The organism is Chitinimonas sp. BJYL2, from assembly GCF_027257935.1.
Taxonomy (GTDB): Bacteria; Pseudomonadota; Gammaproteobacteria; order Burkholderiales; family Chitinimonadaceae; genus Chitinimonas.
Genome location: NZ_JANZKW010000001.1, coordinates 880,114 through 898,610, shown reverse-complemented (window position 1 = coordinate 898,610; position 18,497 = coordinate 880,114). Strand labels below are relative to the sequence as shown.

The 18,497-nt window shown below is 63.0% G+C and carries 11 protein-coding genes; 2 read left to right on the top strand and 9 right to left on the bottom strand.

Annotated elements, in window-relative coordinates; all coding sequences use genetic code 11:
* Positions 1 to 103: 103 nt before the first annotated feature.
* Both O9X62_RS04210 and O9X62_RS04205 read right to left on the bottom strand, forming a co-directional pair.
* Positions 104 to 1,405: a hypothetical protein gene (locus O9X62_RS04210; RefSeq protein WP_269531512.1), complete on the bottom strand. Its 1,302-nt coding sequence runs from the start codon at positions 1,403 to 1,405 to the stop codon at positions 104 to 106.
* Positions 1,405 to 2,313, bottom strand: coding sequence for a LysR family transcriptional regulator (locus O9X62_RS04205; RefSeq protein WP_269531511.1), 909 nt, complete (start codon positions 2,311 to 2,313; stop codon positions 1,405 to 1,407). Before O9X62_RS04205 ends, O9X62_RS04210 begins: the two co-directional genes overlap by 1 nt.
* 360 nt (positions 2,314 to 2,673) lie before the next feature.
* Here O9X62_RS04205 and O9X62_RS04200 point away from each other — a divergent pair, with 360 nt between their 5' ends.
* Positions 2,674 to 5,163 (top strand): TonB-dependent receptor, encoded by a 2,490-nt coding sequence (locus tag O9X62_RS04200; protein WP_269531510.1) that lies wholly within the window; start codon positions 2,674 to 2,676, stop codon positions 5,161 to 5,163.
* 131 nt (positions 5,164 to 5,294) lie between these two features.
* Positions 5,295 to 6,050, top strand: a complete 756-nt coding sequence (locus O9X62_RS04195; protein ID WP_269531509.1) for a glutamine amidotransferase — start codon at positions 5,295 to 5,297, stop codon at positions 6,048 to 6,050.
* A gap of 33 nt (positions 6,051 to 6,083) precedes the next feature.
* Here O9X62_RS04195 and O9X62_RS04190 read toward each other — a convergent pair whose 3' ends face one another.
* The 7 genes from O9X62_RS04190 to O9X62_RS04160 all read right to left on the bottom strand — a co-directional run bounded on the left by O9X62_RS04190 (position 6,084) and on the right by O9X62_RS04160 (position 18,352).
* A complete protein-coding gene (locus tag O9X62_RS04190; RefSeq protein WP_269531508.1) occupies positions 6,084 to 7,016 on the bottom strand; it encodes a phosphodiester glycosidase family protein in 933 nt (310 codons plus the stop codon).
* Entirely contained in the window at positions 7,013 to 7,954 is a 942-nt protein-coding gene (locus tag O9X62_RS04185) for a carbohydrate kinase (protein ID WP_269531507.1), read from the bottom strand. The genes O9X62_RS04190 and O9X62_RS04185 overlap by 4 nt, the downstream gene beginning before the upstream one ends.
* 3 nt (positions 7,955 to 7,957) lie before the next feature.
* Positions 7,958 to 9,166, bottom strand: a complete 1,209-nt coding sequence (locus O9X62_RS04180; protein WP_269531506.1) for an AGE family epimerase/isomerase — start codon at positions 9,164 to 9,166, stop codon at positions 7,958 to 7,960.
* Positions 9,167 to 9,218: 52 nt separating this feature from the next.
* Positions 9,219 to 10,577, bottom strand: coding sequence for a DUF5009 domain-containing protein (locus O9X62_RS04175; protein ID WP_269531505.1), 1,359 nt, complete (start codon positions 10,575 to 10,577; stop codon positions 9,219 to 9,221).
* 18 nt (positions 10,578 to 10,595) lie between these two features.
* Positions 10,596 to 12,161 carry a glycoside hydrolase family 10 protein gene (locus tag O9X62_RS04170; protein WP_269531504.1) on the bottom strand — a complete coding sequence of 522 codons (1,566 nt, stop codon included), beginning with the start codon at positions 12,159 to 12,161 and terminating at the stop codon, positions 10,596 to 10,598.
* Between the two features lie 143 nt (positions 12,162 to 12,304).
* Entirely contained in the window at positions 12,305 to 15,166 is a 2,862-nt protein-coding gene (locus O9X62_RS04165; RefSeq protein WP_269531503.1) for a TonB-dependent receptor, read from the bottom strand.
* 423 nt (positions 15,167 to 15,589) lie between these two features.
* Entirely contained in the window at positions 15,590 to 18,352 is a 2,763-nt protein-coding gene (locus O9X62_RS04160; protein ID WP_269531502.1) for a TonB-dependent receptor, read from the bottom strand.
* Between the last annotated feature and the right edge of the window lie 145 nt (positions 18,353 to 18,497).

The window sequence follows — 18,497 nt, the reverse complement described above, 5'->3', positions numbered from 1 at the left end:
TGGTGCAGCCTAGCGAGACCGGGGCGCGCGCTACCAATGAAAGCTGCGCGGGCGCCCATAGCTTGGGGTGAGGGGTGTCATCGGGCTTGGCGTTTGCAGGCTGCTAGCGGCGTGCCTCTACAGCACTGATGACAGGAAGCACTTCGGCAAGGCTGACCGGGGCGGCTTGGGTATCCAGCTCCACCACGACCAGATATCCCCGATCCTGCCCCTGGCGGGTGAACGCCTTCAGCAGCGCCAGCTGATCGCTGTGCATGAGGGTGCCATCCGGTCCCCAGTATTCGGATGCCACCAGACAACCCGCCGACGGCGTACCAGGATACCAACTCGTGCCGGCATAGTAGTCCGGCGAGATGGTGGTGCCATGCATCAGCATTTCACTCCGGCCCGCCCGCCCCGCCAACCAGGCTTCCCGGATCGGTAAATAGTCCCGCCAGCTTGGTGGCAGCCACGCCAGATAATGATCCAGGCGCCACTCGCCTTCGACTGGACGGTGTGCGAACTCGGCCAGCGAGGCCTCGATGGGGACTTTCGACTCCAGATACGGCGTCGGTCCGATCCAAGGGTTGTCGGCGGTACCGCTGCCCACGATCGTGTAGATGCCCTGTGGAGAGTTGCCGAGGGTGATCGTGCCGGGCAGATTGCTGCTGGCCAAGGCCAGTTGCGGGCGGTGGAAGAGGTTGCCATCGGCCTCCCTGACAAAGCGGCCATCTGCCCCGCGCACCATCACCAGTCCCGGATGGCGGCGGTCCTGGCGCTGCAGGCTGAATACCACCGGATAGCCCGGTGTCAGTGGTGCCGCAAGCAAGTCTGCCAGCGGCGGCCGAGGCGCTGGGCGGGTCGTCAAGCGTGTTGCCAAGGCAAACAGGCGCGGCTCGTTTTGCCAATCAGGAAACGCCTGGCGTAGCTGAGCCATCAGCCAGTCGTGCTCTTGAGGCCGGGCTGCCAGGATGGCGTAGGCGGCTATCGCAAATTCCCGCGGGGTGGTCAGCCGGGGTAGCAGGCGTTTGAGTGCCGGCCGGCTCGCTTGCGGATAAAAGCGGTAGGCCGCGCTCAGCAGTGCCCGCTGAGCGTCGACAGGCTGGCTGGGCAGGCGCTTGAGGGATGCCAGCAAGGCCGGCAAGGCCGGGGCGGGATCGAGATGGAACAGTCCGATGGCGTAGAGGGCTCCCGGCAGTGCGGCATCGCGCTCGGGTCCGGCGGGCAATGCCAGCGTGGCACGCACGCGCGCCACTTCCTCGGCACGGCGGGCGCGCTCGACGCTATGCGCGGTGAAGGGATCGCGGATTGCGCTCGCTTGCAGGGATTGCAGCGCAGCGGGCGACCAGCGCTGCTCGGGTAGCGGTTCTGCCTGGCCTGTCGCCAGCAGACTCGCGGCGCACAGCAGCGTGAGCAGGCGGGTCATCAGCGCAGTACCTGGGCGAGGTGATCGCGCAAGCCATCGATGAATTGCTGCACCTTGGCCGTGCCGCGAGAACTGGAGGGATACACCGCCCAGAGCTGGTCATCACCATAGCTCTCGCTGGAGAAGTGCCACTGGCTCAGGCAGCGCCGTAAACGGCCATTGCGGACATGGTGCGCCACGCTCCAGCCGGGGCAAGCCAGCACGCCGTCGCCAGCCAGCGCCAGGGTAATCAGGAAATCGTTGCTATCGCTCTCCAGTGCGGCCCGCGGTTCGATCAAGCGCTGCTCGCCTGCATGCGTCAGCACCCAGCGGGTGTCCAGACTGGGATAGTGGTAGACCAGCATGGCGTGCTGGTCGAGGTTGTCCGGGTGTTCCGGCATGCCCGCGCGGGCAAGGTAATCCGGGCTGGCGCAAAGCCAGGCGCTGTTGTCGCACAGGGGGCGGGCAATCCATTGGCCGCCACCGCGTTGCTCATGGCGGATGGCCAGATCGAAGTCGGTTCGTGCCAGATCCACGTAGTCGTCAGAGAGCGATACTTCGACTTTCACGTCGGGGAAGCGCTGATGAAAGGTGTGCACATAGTGAGCCAGCGCCGCCGTGCCGAACAACACGGACGTGGTGATGCGCAGGCGGCCAGAGGGGTGGCCCCGCTCGGTGGCAAGCCGGTCTTCGGTCTCGCCCAGCGCGTCACGGATGCGACGGGCGGCATCCAGATAGACGAGGCCGGCATCCGTCAGCCGCAGGGGCCTGGCCTGGCGATCCACCAGAGCGCAGCCGAGCTGCTGCTCCAGTGCCGTGAGCATCTTGGAAATGGCCGAGACGGTTTTACCCAGACGGGCGGCCGTGATCGACAGACTGCCTGCGGCATCGATTTCCAGTAACAGGTCCAGCGGATTCAAGCGACTCATCGTTGCAACGTTTCCTGAGTGGAAAACCGGGTTTAACTCACATTCATGTCCCACCCCGGTAGCGATAAAAACATCGGGGTAGACACGCGGCTCCTCCGGGCTGCGGCCTGATATCACGGGCCTTTGGATATATTCTGCAGCGTATCGGACGCAGTGTAGCGGGCTGTCACAGCCATGCAAACCTGCGGGGATGTCGCAAATCCATAACTAATTGGCATGGACTAAAAAGGAAATCTCAGTCGTGATGGCGGCGATTTGATCCGAGATTGCAGCCCATGGTGTCGCGACACAGCGCTTTCCGGTCGGCCACCCAGGTTTCTTCACTGCCATACGTAAACGACCTTTAACAGGAGCAGACACATGCAGTTCAACCTCAAACCCGTCGCCGGTGCTGTCGGTACCGCATTGATGATGCTGGCCATGCCGGCATTTGCAGCGGACACCGCCGCTGAACCCACCGAGGCCGCGGCGCAGACCGGCAAGAAGCGTGACACCGATGCAGAGAAGGTCGTGATCACGGCCTCCAAGCGTGCCCAAGTGGCCAGCAAGGTGCCTTACAACGTCACCGCCATCGGTGAACAGGTGCTGCGCGAAGAGCAGATCACCGATGCCAAGAAGCTGATCCAGCAAAGCATCGGCATCAGCGCGCCGGATAACAGCGCCCGTCTGGCTGACTCGGTTACCGTGCGCGGCCTGAACGTCTCGCCGGTGAATGCCAACAACCTCGAGTCCTTCACCCGCAGCACGCTGGCTTATTACCTTGACGACACCCCGTTGCCGAACATGGGCTACCGGATCAAGGACGTGGCGCGTGTCGAAACCCTGCTTGGCCCGCAAGGCACGCTCTATGGTGCCGGTAGCCTGGGTGGTACGGTGCGCTACATCACCAACAAGCCTCAGCTGGGCAAGAACTCCTTCTCCGCGCACATGGGCGCCTCGCACACCAAGGGTGCCGGTGGCATTACCTGGGATAACGATATCGTCATCAACAAGGCTATCGGCGAGAACTTCGCCCTTCGCGCCTCGCTGGCCAACCTGAACGAGCAAGGCTACACCGACCGGATGTCCAATCCGCCCTGGCGCAAGGATGCAGCATCGCCGGCCTCGAAGACCAGTGCCTGGACCCCATCGCCGAATGCCAACCAGAACTTGTACGCCGACGATGACTTCCAGGAAGTGTCAGGCGGCCGCCTGTCGGCCCTGTGGCGCGTCTCGCCCGGCTTCGAGGTGCTGGTTGCCCACGCCGAGCAAAGCCAGCTCGCCCATGGCCTCACCGGCGCCAGCCTGCTGCCGCTGGATCGTGCCTGCGCCGGCCTGAACCCTTGCCCTTACAAGGATCGCTACTCGACGCCATTCGCGGTGAACGACAGCACGGTGCTGGGCCGCTACGAGGAATATGCGGACCGCGACTTCAAGCTCGACTCGATCGATGTGGATCTGGATCTGAGCTTCGCCCGCCTGCATTCCAGCACTTCCAAGTTCCGCGATACCCGCGCCGGCCAAGCCGATTACGCGAACCAGGGTTTTGCCTACTATGGCTGGATGGGGCATGGCGAAGGCAGCGGCCGTTCGGCTTACATGACCTTCGACAATACCTACGAGGGCATCAGCCACGAGACCCGTCTGGTCTCCAAGGACAGCGGCCCGCTGAGCTGGATTGCCGGCTACTACTACACCAAGCAGGACAAGAGCCTGAAGTTCTCGGAAATGCTGCCGGGTCTGGACACCACGGGTGACTTCTTCTACGTGGATACCGGCGCAAAGGGCCGTCTTACCGACGAAGGCTATCGTGAAGATCTGGCCAGCACGTACACCGAGCATGCTGTGTTCGGCGAGGCGACCTACCGCCTGACCGACGCCTGGCAAGTCACCGGCGGTGCCCGTGTCTTCAACTATGAAGACCAGGCCAAGTCGCTGATCAATGACTACACCGGCTTCACCAACGGCTACAACAACGCCAAGACCGCCGAGAACGGCAAGTCCTACTTCAAGTTCAACACGTCTTACCAGCTTACCGGTGACATGCTGGCCTACTTCACCTATTCGCAAGGCTTCCGCCGCGGCGGGGTGAACGGCTTCAAGACCCCCTACAAGTCGCAGACGGCAGGCTGGACCAAGGAAGTGCGTCCGGATGTGCTGAGCTACCAGCCTGACTCCACCGATAATATGGAGCTGGGCCTGAAGGGCTATCTGTTCGATCGCCAGCTGTATCTGGAGACCAACGTCTACCGCATCGACTGGAACGATGTGCAGACCTACTTCTCGCAGAGCATTGGCGATCAGTACACCGGCGAAATCTTCCCGATCAATGGCACGACCAATGGCCCCAAGGCCTACACCCAGGGGTGGGAGTTCTCGGCACGCTACAAGCTCAACGACAACTGGTCGTTCAGCTACAGTACCGCCACGACCGAGGGTAAGTGGGATGAAACCGCCACCAAGTGCATGTACGTGGGGGATAACACCACGGGTTGCCGTACCTGGGAAAAGGGCGGTGTGCTCGGTGGCGCACCCAAGTGGAAACATAACTTCGGTACCCGCTTCAGCACCACGCTGGATGACGGCACCAACCTGCACGCCAGCCTGAGCGCACGCCATACCGGCAAGATCGGTACGGATCGTTCCGACAGCGTGGATGACAACAGCACCTTGCGCTATCGTCCGGCCTATACCCTGTTCAATGCCAATGTGGGCATGAGCCGTGATGACTGGTCGCTGGGTCTGTGGGTGCAGAACCTCGCCAACAAGCGGGTTGAGGTCTCGGCGCAGGAAGGTGGCGTCATGGGTGTGCGTCTGATCCAGTCGCGTCCGCGTACCATCGGAATGAATTTCTCCTACTGGTACAACTAAGCACCAAGCCCCGCACACCCGGGGTGTGCGGGGACCGCTTGTCTACAAAACAGGGCCTGGTGCCCTGTTTTGCCTTTTCAGTCCGTTCCGGCGGAATGCGGGAACGCGACGACGTAGCGTGGGTATGTGCAATGAGTGATTTTCTCTATCTGGGCGACAACAGTCTCAAGGGGGCCGCCGCGTATCTCGCCGGCGTGCTGGATCTGGTAGGCTGGTCCGTGCACCATGTCGGCAGCCAGGAAACGGCTTCTGCGACGCTGTTTGATACCCCCTACCGTGCCTATGTGATCAGCGACTACCCCGCTCAGCGCTTGGCGCCCGAGCTGCAAGCACGCTTGCTGGACGAAGTGGCGCGGGGTGCGGGCTTGATCATGATCGGTGGTTGGGCATCGTTCCAGGGCAGCAGTGGCGGCTGGCACGGTAGTCCGCTGGCGGCGGCGCTGCCGGTGGTGATCAGCCCTGCGGACGATCGGATCAATTGCGATCAGCCGGTGGTGATTGCTGCGCACGATGATGAGCATCCGGTGACCCGTGGGCTGCCCTGGAGCAATCGCCCTTCGCTGATCGGCGGCTTCAACCGCGTGCAGGCCAAGGCAGACGCCCAGGTATTGCTCGACGCGGTATGCCTGCAGGCACGTTGGGCGTCGGGTCGGCTGGTACTGAATGAAGAAGACCGCGCGCCACTGCTGGTCTGCGGCCAGTACGGCCAGGGCCGGGTGGCCGCGCTGGCGACGGATGTGGCACCCCACTGGGTCGGCCCCTGGGTGGATTGGGGGACTGGCCGCGTGCGTGCACAGGCACCCGATGCAAACCCGGTCGAAGTGGGCGATCTGTATGCGCGCTTCCTGACCCAGCTGGGTGGCTGGCTACGCGGGGAGCCGGCCTGATCGGCCTTGGCGATATCGCGGGGCGTTTGCGCCTCAAGGTGGCGTTGCGGCGGACCTAGTGCCGAACAGCACCACTGAGCTGACCGCCCGCACACCCTTGGCATCACTGGGCCGGGTGATCAGGCGGCCTTGCACCCACATGGCGCTGGAGCCACCGCCATCGAGATTCACGGCCTGCACCGCACCCTGGCTTTGCATCAGCGCGGCGAGCTCCCGCGTATCTACCCCGCCACTTGCTTCGCTGCGGCCTTCGACCACCATCAGGATCAGTTGCCCGTCGCGCGTGCTGCCTATTGCCGTGCGCGGTGCCGGGGCATCCGGGATGACGCCGCTGGCGGCGTCGAATACCTCGGCGTCGGCATGATTGCGTACGTGGCCGTCCTTGATGAGCAAGGGGCCGCCACCGATGGCGGTGCGCATGGTCCAGTGCGGTGATGCGGCATCCGGCGCTTGGGCGGGGTTGCTCAGCGTGGTCGTGTAATACAGCTGCGGGGGCGCGCCCGCAGCAAATACCCAGTCGGCGCTGAAGGAGCCATCGAGGCGTTCGCCGAATGCACCCCGACGCGGGTACAGCGTGTGGCCGCCGCGGATGAGTTGGGTCAGGCCCGGCGCGCGCAGCTGGCCATCCTGCACGATCAGGCTTTGCGAACGCAGCGGCTTGCCACCGAAATAGCCGCCGTTGACGAGCACGCTCGGCGTATCGCCCACGCTAGCGGCCAGCTCGGGCGGTGGCAGCACCCCTTGTTCCAGACTGGCGACCTGCCAGCTCGGCGCCCCGGCTACGCGTCTATCCAGCAGCGCGCAGGCCACGCGTAGCGGCTGTCCCGCTGCATTCAAGCCGGTACCCATGTGCACGCTCACGCCGGGCGGGAGGGGGTGTTCAGTCTGCAAGGGCTCCCAGCGCAGCTCGGCATGGCAGCGGATGGCCGCCAGCAAGACCAGCAGGGGCAGCGCGAGACGGATCACGCTGATAGCTCGGCCATGGTTGGCAGCGCCGCAAACGCGCCATAGCGCGTGCACGCGAGTCCGCCACAGCGGCTGGCAAAACGCAGGGCGCTCTGCAAGCGGGAGGCGTCGCCTAGCCAGGCATCCAGGGCGGCCGCGGTGATGTCATCCCGTGCCAGCTGGTAAAGCAGGCCTGCCACAAAGGCATCGCCCGCTGCCGTGCTGTCGAGTACCGGCACAGCTTCCACCGCCAGCGTGCCGGCACCGTCGCGGGTGATCCAGCGCAGCGGCTGCGAGCCATCGGTAATCAGGATCAACCGGGTCTGGCCGCCCAGGCAGTGCGCTATGAGCGCGGCCTCGTCTCCCTCTGCCAGCGCCTGCCATTCTTCGAGACTGCATTTGAGCACCTGTACCTGTGGCAACAGCGTACGGATACCGGCCAGATCGGGCGTGCCGGCAGGCCACAGCGAGGGACGCAGGTTCACATCGAAACTGATCAGGCAGCCATGCTTGGTAGCGAGCGCGAGGCCGGCTTGGGTGCTGGCGCGGATATCGGCATGGGTCAGCGTGTTCGAGCAGAAGTGGTAGAGCGGGGCATCCGCAAACGCGGCCGCGTCGAAATCAGCGGGGCTGAACAGCAAGTCGGCCGAAGGCGGGCGATAGAAGTGGAAGCTCCGCTCGCCGTCCGCGAGCGACACCACGGCCAGCGCGGTGTTCGCGGCGTCGGTATAGCTTAGCCAGCGCGTATCGACCCCAAAACCGGCAAGTTCGGCCTGCAGGAACTGACCAAAGCTGTCGCGCGCCAGCATGCCGATGAAGGCGGCCGGCCCGCCGAGTTTGGCGAAACCCACGGCGACGTTGGCGGGCGCCCCACCGGCGTTACGGTAGTAGCGGCTCGGTTCGGCGGGGTCTTGCAGCAGATCGATCAGGGCTTCGCCGAAGGCGAGGAGGGGTTTCATCGCTCAGCCTCCCATCCGCTTCAACACATCAATCACCTCATAACACGCACCCATCGTGTGGTAATCGGTCTTGCCGGCCGGGCTCTTCTCGCGGCTGTATTTCTCGTTGCGGCGGTTGAGGATGCGATACCAGGCACCGTACTGATGGTCGACCATGTGTTCCCAGCTATAGGCCCAGATACGTTCATACCAGCGGAAGTAGTGGCCGGGTACGGCAGGGGTTTCGCCGGCGGCTTCGGCCAGCAGCGCGGCGGCGGCGAAGCTTTCGGCCTGGACCCAGAAGTACTTGTCGTCATCGCACACCGTACCATCGGGCGCGATGCCGTAGACGAGGCCGCCATGTTCGTGGTCCCAGGCCAGCTCCACCGCGGTGTTGAACAGCCTTGCCGCACGGTCGACCAAGGCAGGGTTCGGGCGCAGGCGGTGCAGGGTGACCAGCAGCTTGGCCCATTCGGTCTGGTGGCCGGGCTGGAAGCCCCAGGGGCGGAACAGGTGCTTGGGGTCGTCGAGGTTGTACTGCCAGTCGATCTGCCAGTTGGGGTCGTAGTGTTCCCACACCATGCCTGATTTGGGGTCGGCCAGCCGGCCGGTGATGCCCTCGGCAATGGTCAGCGCGCGCTCAAGGTAACGGTCTTCGCCCGTGGCTTGATACGCAGCGATATGCGCCTCGCAGGCGTGCATATTGGCGTTCTGGCCGCGATACGGTGCCAGCACGCTGAAGTCGGCGTTGTATTCATCGGCAAACAGGCCGTGCTCGGGCAGCCAGAAGCGCTGTTCCAGCAGCTGGTAGGCGGATTCCAGCCCGGTACGCGCATCACCGATGCCGGCCTTGAGGGCCTCGGCATGGGCCAGCAATACAAAGGCGGCGCCGTAGCAGTGATTGGTGGCATCGACGACCTTGCCCGCATCAAGCAGCCAGGCATAGCCGCCCGTGGCCGGTTGGTAGTGGGCCGATTGCAGGAAGTCCAGACCATGACGCGCCCAGTCGCGGTAATCGGGGCGGCCAAAGTGCACGGCGGCACGCGCGTAGTTGAAGACGAAGCGTGTGCTGCTGACCAGATGGCGCTGCGTGCGGTCGTAGATCTCGCCGTCGTCCATATAGAAATGGAAGAATCCACCGGCAGGATCGAGGCAGCGCGGGTCGTAAAAGGCCAGCGTGTGGCGGATATGGTTTTCCAGCGTGGAAACCGAGAGGAAATCGGGCAGGTTCATCGGGTGCTCCTATCAAAACAAGGGCGCCCTGCGCGCAGGCAGGGGCGGCGTGTCAGGTTTTCCATAACCAGCCACGCCGGGTGGCCAGTGCGGTCAGCAGGATGACCAGTGCGGTCAGCAGCAGCGGCTTGAGCAGACCTAGTGCGGGGTAGGTGGCCAGCACGCCACCCAGGCCGCTCAGCGCCAGCAAAGGCAGCAGCACAAAGCCCGCCAGCACATAGGCCAGCAAAGGGTTCTGGCCGCAATCGCGCAGCGCGCGCCAAAGGGCTGTGGGCGCCAGCCTGGCCTGCGCGGCATCGAGTGCCAGCCAGGCGCAGATGGCCAGCCCGCTGCTCAGGAACCAGTAGCTCCAGGACGAGGGGTCTTTCTTGATGCCGCCATCAAGCGCTTCAAAACACAGGCCCAGTGCAATCCAGTACAGCGCCCAGCCGGCCAGCTGGCGATGCAGGAGCGAACCCCGGCGTGCCTGCCACCACAGGGCCATGCCCAATGCGAGCGTGAGCAGCAGGTTCAGGCCGATCTGGCGGGTATACAAGCCATAGAGATTGACCAGGATCAGCGCCAGCGCCAGCCAGCCCAGCCAGGTTCGACGAGGCGCGCTGGACGGTGAGCGTGCAGCTGTCAGCAGCAGGTCGCCAACGATGCTGCCGGGGATGACGATGCACAGGTACTTGAGGAAATCGGGCCGGTACAGCCATTGCAGGCCATCACCCAGCCGCCACAGCTTGTGGTTCCAGCTGCCTTCCACTCCCTGCGTGAGCCGCAGTGCCGCGAACATCGCGATCACGCCAAGCCGCAGCGGGATATTGCCGCGCGTCAGCAGCCAGACCAGCCCGCCGAACACGGCCATATTGGCGAGCACCATGAGGATGATGTCGTTGCGCGCCGGATCGAAGGCCTTGCTGCCCTGATGCCACCAGGCCAGCGCACCGAGCAAGCACGCGCCGAGCAGCCCAGCCCACCAGCGACCCCGTTTTGTACCGGGCCAGCCGGCCAGCAGCAGGCCGATACCGGCAAAGGCGGCGATACCGCTGGCCCATTGCAGTTTGCTGGGTGCCGCACTCAGATGCAGGGGACCATAGCGATGGATGGCCAAGGCCAGCAGCGCCAGTAGGCCACCGCGCTTGAGCAGGCCGAGCAAGCGATCGGCGTGGCTGTGCTGGTCCCATCGGGTTTCGAACGCCAGCGGCAGCGCCGCACCCAGACAGAACAGGAAGAACGGGAACACCAGGTCCACCCAGCTGATGCCGGGCACATCGGGATGGAACTTGAAATCGGGCGGCCCGACCTGCGCGTGATACATCCAGCCCGGCAGGCTGCCATCGTGCGGCAACAAGCCAGACAGCACCATGCCGACGATGGCGAGACCGCGCAGCAGATCGAGTGCGTCGTTACGGGGGGCGGCGGTCATCGGTGCTGACCCTGGGACTTAGCGTTGGCGTGCCGGCATCGCACGCATCGCGGCGCGCCGATCCAGCAGCAGTTCGACGCGCTCGAAGCGTGCCGGTGCAATGAACCGCACCTTGTCGCTGCCCGCCACAGGCGTCGCCAGACGCTGCTCGTCCAGATAGTGCCAGCGCTGGCCATCAAAGCCGATCAGCCGGTAGTCGCCGGCGGCGATGGCGCCGGTGTTCTGCCAGGCAGCCGCGTTCGTATCGTTCCCGGGCTGGCGCTCCAACGCAATCGAAGGCTGCCGCCAACCCGCTGGAAACCAGGGCGAGATCGCCGGGCCGGATGCGCGGTAGTACTCGGTCAGCTCCTTGGGATACAGATCGAGCACGCCACGGCTGAACCACAGCACATGGCCGCCATTGCCCTCGCGGCGAGTCAGCTCGATGGAATCCTTGAGCTGCTGCCAGCTCGAATCGGCCCCGTCACCCACAATGCGGATGCCGGCCAGCAAGGACTTGGGCTGGTAGTTGCCAGCGGCCTTGAGCCCGGCAATCTGTTCTTTCCAGGTGGTCTCGAAAGCGGCATAGCTGAAGCGATAAGCCTGCGGGATGTATTCATCCCAGCGCGGGTTCTGGTCTTGCGCACCGGCAACCTTGAACGGCGCATCGGTCAGCCTGTCGGCCTGCTGCCAGGCGCTCCAGGCGGGCCAGTCGAGCAGGTAGTTATCCCAGCTCCACGGGTACACGCCGGGGCTGAGCGAGATCACCAGACCGGGCTTCTTGGCGCGGACTTCCTGCACGAACCATTTGCCGTATTCGTTCACCTTGGCCGCACGCCAGCGCATCCATTCGGGGTCCTTGTGGTCGGCGGGCGGCTGCTGGCCATTGTGTTCGCGGGCGTAGGCGGCGCGCGTGTAATCGTCGTAGCCCATGGTGATATAGGGCCAGACGATGCGGTCGTCGAGCTGCACGCCGTCGAGGTCGTAACGGTCCACGGCTTCGAGCACCAGATCGAGCAGGAAGCGGCGTGCCTCGGGGTGCAGCGGGTTCATCCACACAAAGCCGTTGGGGGCGACCTCGTTGCCTTTGATATCGCGGCTCAACCAGTCGGGCTTTTGCTTGCGCAGATGATTCATGGTGCCCTGATGCGCGGCCATGAAGCCGTATTCGAACCAGCCAATGCTGATCAGGCCGTTGCGGTGCAATTCGATCAGGGTTTCCTCGACCAGATCACGGCCGGCGCTGCTGGACGGCTTGTCGCTCGGGTCCTGCTGAGCCAAGGCAGGGCGTCGGTCTACGCCGATGGTGCGCTCCAGCACCTTGGACGGGAATTGGGTATAGCCATTCTTCCAGTTCTCCACATACACCGTGTTGATGCCGATCTCGCGAAGGCGACGCATGGTGCGCGCCGTATCGGCCGGGGTGGTGATGGCCTGATTGGCTGTGGTGGTGACCCAGGTACCGCGGACTTCTGTCATGGCTTGCGGTTTGGCCGCCGGGCTGGTCGGCAACTGGGCACAGGCACTGCTCAGGGCTAGCGCGATCGCCGATGCCGCAAGCAATAGACGGCGCGGGAGACCTTGGCAGAGTGGGTGAGCGGGCATGACATTCATCCTGACAGGTGCAGCAATCCAAAAAAAAGCGGCCCGCCGGCCAAGCCGGCGGGACCGGGGAGTATGCCCCCGCCGGTGGCGCGGCGAGGGACTTCCCGAGTGGTACAACAGGAGACGGTTAGTACTTGAGACGATTAGTACTTCAGGCGAGCGGTCAGGTAGTACTGGCGACCGTTCTTGAAGTAACCCCAGGGCATGGCTTCGTCGAGGATGTAGTACTTGCGCTGTGGATCGGTGAGGTTGTTGGCATCGAGCGTCACGCGGAAGTTGTCGGTGAACTTGTAGCTCGCCGACAGCGACAAGCTGCCCTGCGCTTCGGCCAGCAGCATGCCGTTGCGCGCTGCGGTGGTGCTGGGGCCAGTCACGGTACCGTTGCCGAAGAAGCCGGTGGCGTATTCGCTGCGGTGGTTCCAGGCCAGGCTGGCGCTGATGGTGTCGTTCTCGAAATAGCCGCGCAGGTTGTAGGTCAGCTTGGAGGCATTGAGCAGCGGGGCCTTGTCCTGGTCCTCGCCATCCACGTAAGTGGCGTTGGCGATGATGCCGAAGCCCTTGCCGATCGGCGTTTCACCCGACAGTTCCACACCACGTACCTTGGCACGTACACCGCGGAACGAACGCAGCTCAAAGTCTTCCTCAAGCTGGGTATCCGGGTTGATCAGCTTGCCGTAAGCGGTACCCGCCTTGACATAGTTCTGCAGCTTCTGGCCGAAAATACCGGCCTGCACATAGGCGCGCGTACCAAAGTAGTAAGCGACCGAGGCATCGGCATTATTGGCCATGATGGGCTGGAGGTAGGGGTTGCCGGTGGTGGCGAACTTGGGCGTGGCGGTCAGGTTGAACGAGGTGCCGCGACCCAGTTCGCTGTACTCGGGCCGCGCCATGGTGCGCGACAGGGAGCCGCGCACGACCAGCTTGCCATCGGGCGCCCAGCGCAGGTTCAGGCTGGGCAGCAGGGCGTTGTGATCGGTGCTGCTGTATACGGGCATGTAGCCACCCATGCGCGAGCTGCTGATCGGGTTCTTGACCGGGGCGACATTGGGGTTGATCGTCGGGCAGCTCACGGCCAGTGCGGGACAAACCCGGTTGGCGGCCAGTGCGGTGAACTGGGTGACGTCCAGATCCGTATTCACCCAGCGCACACCCATATTGCCGCTCAGATCACCGTGTTCGAAATCGCTCATCAGGTATAGGGCGGTGTTCTTTTCACGAACTTCGGCGCCTCCGGTCCAGACGCGGTTGAGCACCGGGTCGTAGTTGATGTTGGCGAGACCGAACTGGCGCACGGCTTCCATGTCCAGCAGCGCCGCATCACGCGGGAAGTTGCCACCTACGCCATCAAGGAAATCAGCAGGGAAGCTGCCGGCTCCGGCGAATGGCAGGCTGCTGGACGGGAACTGGGTTTGCAGCTCGGCCAGCGAGGCACCGCCCGTGCCGGTCGTCTTGAAGTTCCAGGCACCGTTGGTTTGCACGCGCTCGTTGAAGTGCTTGCTGGCGCGACCACCAAAGCTCAGCTTGGTAAAGATCCCGCGATCCAGATCGTACTTGCCGTCCAGATAGGCATAGGTTTCCTTGTCCAAGGTGCGGAACACGCCCTGGATGTCGGTCTGCAGCTTCCAGTCGGCTGTGTTGAGCTTGGTCTGGTCCAGATTCTGCACGGTCCAGCTGAAGCCATCGGTGCCGCTGACGTCGTAGCTGATCGGCTTGTTATAGGCGCGGAAGATCACGCCCGGGCTGGCCTGGGTTTCGCCCGTGCCTTCGGTATGGCCGATCTTGGCGGTCCAGCTCAACTTGTCGCTCTGGCGGAACTTCACGTCAAAGTCATAGAAGGCGGCGGTCGAGCCCGCACCAAGGCGGTTCTGGTGACGCGAGTCTGCCGCCCAGTTATTGCTGCCTTGCGCGGCCAGGTTGGCGGGCACGCTCAGGTCCACCACGCGCACCGGATTTGGGATCAATGTGGCCGAGGTCACCACATCGCCGTTGACCTTGGTGTTGGTCAGCAGACCACCGAGGTTCAGCTGGTTCATCCACATGATCGAGTTATTGATCGTGTTACTGGCCTCCAGCTCCGAGTGGAAACCCGACAGCGCCAGATCCCATTGGGCGTTGGGACGGAACTGGGCACTGATGAAGCCGCCCGTACGTGTGCGCTCACCCTGGAACAGCGAGGTGAACAGGCCTTGCGGGACGCGCTTGCCCTTGAGATCAGCATTGCCGCAGTACTGCTGGCCGCCGCTGGTGAAACACTTGGTCGGATTGGCTGCATCCTGATTCAGTAGGGTGACCGAACCGAAGTTTTCCAGGCCATCACGACGCAGGTGACGGTCTTCCTTAAAGCCCTGTACCAGCACGCCAAAGGTGTTGCTGGCGTTCTTCCAGTTGGCCAAGACACTGAGCTGGCCATCCACCTTGTCGGCCTTGGTCGAATACACGCCGCCCAGTGCCGCTTCGGCTGTCAGGGGCGCCTTGAAATCCAGCGGCTTGCGCGTGACCACATTGATGGTGCCGGCAATGCCGCCTTCGGTGATATCGGCCTGACCGTTTTTGTACACGATGGATTGGCCGATCAGCTGCGAAGGCAGCAGACCAAAGCCGACGGAGCGCGTGCCAGTGCTCTGGTCGCCCAGATACCAGTCGCCCGAACTCAGCGAGTGACCATTGATGGTGACGAGGTTGAGCTTGGTGGGCGTACCGCGAATCTGCACGCGCTCGGCTTCGTCAAACGCAAAGGCAGCGCCGTAGGCGATGTTCACACCGGCCAGGCGAGACAGGGAGTCGGCAATGTTCTTGTCGGGCATCTTGCCCACGTCTTCAGCCGTAACCACTTCCACGTTGGTCATGGCGTTCTTCTTGGCGGCGATGGACTGCTGCTGCGAGGCACGGATACCGGTAATCACGACTGTTTCGTTGGCGGTGGCGTCGGTGGCGGCATACAGCGGCGCCGCGCCGCTGACTAGGGCGAGGGCAATAGCTGAAACAAGCGGCTTGCGGGTGAACATGATGCTGACTCTCCGTTATAGGGCTGAACACAGCCTTGGCGATGGCCGGACTCGATACCGGGCGTATCGATGTAGACCAGTGGTATACATATTTTCTTCCGGTCTATCTTGTTTGGCTAGTTTTTTACGGAGAATCGTGCCGAAACCCAGCCGTTGGCAGTCATCCGTCAGCAAGCGGCATGCAGAATTCGGCCAATAATCGACCAATTCCCGCATCGCATCGGGATGCCTGGCGCGCCGCACCCTGATGCGATCGGGCATGTGGCATGAGCAGAGGCGAGGAATAATTTAGTCCTCTGGTCTTGTTGATGTTTTGTGTTGTCCGTGTGCGACAGGGTGCCCTGCTTGGTGGCGTTGGTGGCCGGGAGCGCCCGTAAAAAAGGCCCGCATCTGCGGGCCTGATCATGGCAATGAACCAGAGAATCAATACTTGGCCTTGAACGAGAGGAAGTACTGGCGGCCGTTCTGGTGCCAGTAACCTGGCGCATTCTGGTCGATGAAGTAGGTGTGGCGGACTTCATCGGTCAGATTGTTGGCATCCAGCTGCACGCTGAAGGTGTCGTTGATCTTGTAACCGACCGAGGCGGAGAGGCTGGCGGCACCCTTGTAGAAGTGCGCACCGTTGACCTTGCTGATGCCGGGTTGGACGTTCGAGCCATCGCCCAGCAGGCCGATGGCGTAATCCGTGCGGTAGTTGTAGGCCAGGCTGGCGTTGAACTTGCCGTCCTCGTAGTAGCCACGCAGGTTGTAGGTCCAGTCGGAGACGCCCAGCATGCGCGCCCCTTGGGCATCTTCACCCTTGGCGTAGGTGGCGTTGGCGATCAGGCCAAAACCGTTGCCGATGGGTGTTTCGCCACCGATTTCCAGCCCCCGGATCTTGGCTCTGACGCCGATGCGCGAGCTGACCTTGTAGGTGTCGTAGCGATTGAAGGTCAGGTTGTAATACTCGACATCCGAGGTGCCGGGCTTCACGTAATCCTTCATCTTCTGCATGAACACCGCGCCCTGTACGTACTGACGCGGGCCGGTGTACCAGGCCAGTGAGAGATCGACATTGTTCGAGGTGATCGGCTTGAGATTAGGGTTGCCGCTGGAGCCGGTGAGCAGCACGTCGTTCAGAGAGACGGCGCCGGCCAGCTCGCTGTAGTTGGCGCGACCCAGGGTGCGGGTCAGGCCCAGGCGGGAAATCACACCCTTGCCCATGTCCCAACGCGTATTGAGGCTGGGCAGGTAGGCGGTATGGGAAGACTCGACCAGTTGCGGCAGGTAGGTGGCGTAGCGCGAACCGACAATGGCGCCCGGCACGTTACAAGGCTTGAGTGCACCGCAGGTTGCGGCGGGCAACGCTTGATACGACAGGGAGGCCAGATCGGTTTTCACATAACGCAGACCCAGATTACCGGTGATATCGCCGAACTCGTAATCCACCTGCGCGTAGGCTGCCTGGTTCTTTTCTTCGACTTTGTAACCCGAGGTCAGGATGCGGTTCAGATTACGGTCCCAGTTTGCGTTGGTGTAGGAAAAGTCCTTGATCTGGTCGGGGTGGTAACGGAACAGATCACGCGGGAAGGCGGCATTCAGGCCATCGGCATAGTTGCCGGGGTAGCCGGTGGCCGGCGTCGGCGTGCTAGTGATGAAACAAGCCAGCCCGCCCGGTGGGCATGTCGGCGCGACCGGGTCGAGTGCATTGAAGCGACCACCCCAGACCTTGTATTCACGGGTGTGTTCGGCTGAGCGCACGCCGAACTTTGCCTTGGTAAGCCAGCCCAGATTCAGTTCGTAGGCGCCGTCCAGGTGCAGGTAGGACTCCTCGTCCGTAGACTCGACAGCGGCCGCCATGATGTTCATGAGCTTGAGCTCGGCTGGCGTCGACAGATTGGCCTGGGTGCCGTTGTCGTAGAAGAGGCTGTAGTCGGTGGGGCGCGTCGTGTTGATCTGGTACGACATATTGGTGTTGTACAGACCCCAGAACAGGCTGGGCTGATTCTGCGTGACACCGGAGCCCTCGGTATAACCAGCTTTGGCCGAGAGGGTCAGGCTGTCGGTGGCCTTGTACTTAACGTCCAGATCGTAAAATGCGCTCTTCGATTGGGCGCCGGCACGGTTGTTATGGTCGAACTGCAGGGTCTGGACGGGCTGGGTGACCGGGTTGCGTGTGGTGTCGCGAACCAGCGTCGCCTTGGTGATCACGTCGCCTTCGACGGTGTAATTGGTGATCTTGCCGCCGTTATTGATGATATTGCCAGGCAGCGCGTAGGCCGAGCTGTTGTAGTTCTCGGCATCCAGCGTGGCGCTGAAAATGCTGGCGTTGATATCGAGGCTGCTGCTGGGCTTGAACTGCAGGCCAAGATAGCCGCCACTGCGTTCCCGCACCCCTTCGAACAGCGCCGAATTCAGGCTGCCCGGCAGGCGCTTGCCTTCGAGCGCCGGGTTGCCCGAGCGATCAGCCACGGCCTTGCTGACGGTGGTGAAACTGAAGGTTTCCTGCCCGTCGCGACGCAGGTGGCGGTCTTCCTTGAAGGCCTGCAGCAGCACGCCGAAGGTGTTGCTGTCGTTCTTCCAGTTAACCAGCCCGTGCACCTGCGGGTCAGTCTTGTTGGCCAGTTCGGCATAAACCAGACCCACCGAGAGGTCGCCGGTCAGGGGCTTCTTGAAATCCAGCGGCTTGCGGAAGACCAGATCGACGTTACCGGCAATGCCGCCTTCAACCAGTTCCGCCATCCCGGTCTTGTTGACTACGGCGCGCGCAATCAGCTGCGAGGGCATCAGGCCAAAGCCGACGCTACGGCCGCTACCCGCCTGGTCGCCCACGTGCCAGTCGCCCGAGCTTAGGGCGTGGCCGTTCACGGTGGTCAGGTTCAGGTTGGGGCTGGTGCCGCGAATCGCGATGCGCTCAGCCTCGTCCATGGCGAGCGCGCCGCCGTATTGCACGTTCACGCCGGAAAGACGGGACAGCGCGTCGGCAATATTCTTGTCAGGCATTTTGCCCACGTCTTCCGCCGTGACGATTTCCACGTTGCTGGCGGCATTTTTCTTGGCCGTGATCGACTGCTGCAGCGAGGCGCGGATACCCGTGATCTGGACGGTCTCGGCCGCCGTGGTGTCGTCAGCCGCAGCCTGGGCGGCGATGCTGCCGCCGAGCAGCGCAAGGGAAACGGCGATTGAGAGGCGATTGGGTCTGAACATCGTGGTCTGGCTCCATCCATCTAACGTGGTGATGAGGCCGACAGGCGTCGGCGGTCGGCGTGAAAAACGCTAATCGCATGCTAGACCATTGGTATATATGATTTAACAGGCCACCCATACCAGTCGCGGTGGCAGTCATGAGCCC

Coding starts and splice junctions, on each gene's coding strand:
- O9X62_RS04210 (WP_269531512.1), bottom strand. CDS start 1,405: ATGACCCGCCTGCTCACGCTGCTGTGCGCCGCGAGTCTGCTGGCGACA.
- O9X62_RS04205 (WP_269531511.1), bottom strand. CDS start 2,313: ATGAGTCGCTTGAATCCGCTGGACCTGTTACTGGAAATCGATGCCGCA.
- O9X62_RS04200 (WP_269531510.1), top strand. CDS start 2,674: ATGCAGTTCAACCTCAAACCCGTCGCCGGTGCTGTCGGTACCGCATTG.
- O9X62_RS04195 (WP_269531509.1), top strand. CDS start 5,295: ATGAGTGATTTTCTCTATCTGGGCGACAACAGTCTCAAGGGGGCCGCC.
- O9X62_RS04185 (WP_269531507.1), bottom strand. CDS start 7,954: ATGAAACCCCTCCTCGCCTTCGGCGAAGCCCTGATCGATCTGCTGCAA.
- O9X62_RS04180 (WP_269531506.1), bottom strand. CDS start 9,166: ATGAACCTGCCCGATTTCCTCTCGGTTTCCACGCTGGAAAACCATATC.
- O9X62_RS04175 (WP_269531505.1), bottom strand. CDS start 10,577: ATGACCGCCGCCCCCCGTAACGACGCACTCGATCTGCTGCGCGGTCTC.
- O9X62_RS04170 (WP_269531504.1), bottom strand. CDS start 12,161: ATGCCCGCTCACCCACTCTGCCAAGGTCTCCCGCGCCGTCTATTGCTT.
- O9X62_RS04165 (WP_269531503.1), bottom strand. CDS start 15,166: ATGTTCACCCGCAAGCCGCTTGTTTCAGCTATTGCCCTCGCCCTAGTC.
- O9X62_RS04160 (WP_269531502.1), bottom strand. CDS start 18,352: ATGTTCAGACCCAATCGCCTCTCAATCGCCGTTTCCCTTGCGCTGCTC.